The organism is Bradyrhizobium uaiense (genome assembly GCF_010811875.1).
Classification (GTDB): domain Bacteria; phylum Pseudomonadota; class Alphaproteobacteria; order Rhizobiales; family Xanthobacteraceae; genus Bradyrhizobium; species Bradyrhizobium uaiense.
In genome coordinates this window covers 1-245 of sequence record NZ_VKHP01000899.1, presented here as the reverse complement: position 1 = coordinate 245, position 245 = coordinate 1, and the positions used below count along the sequence as shown (strand labels likewise).

Sequence of the window (245 nt, the reverse complement as noted above, 5' to 3'; positions counted from 1 at the left end):
AATTTCGTCCGGCAGGCTACGCCGCGGGGGCTTTTCACCTCCAGTCAGGTGATCCTCGCGCTCGGCGAGACCGTCCTGCAGCGCGTGCCGTTGCCTGACGGGGTGATCGTCGGTGTTCTCGGCGACGATCTGGATGTCCGGCTTCAACGCCTTCAGCGCTGCGGTGAAGATCTTGGCCGCGTCATGGCCGAACGCATAGTCCGGATTGATGATCGCCACCGTCTTCACGTCCGGCTTGCGATCCA

1 protein-coding gene is annotated in these 245 nt (G+C 63.3%); it reads right to left on the bottom strand.

Annotated elements, in window-relative coordinates; translation table 11 throughout:
• Positions 1–245, bottom strand: a 245-nt coding sequence (locus FNJ47_RS48030) for a hypothetical protein (RefSeq protein ID WP_163163725.1), incomplete at both ends; no start/stop codon positions are given.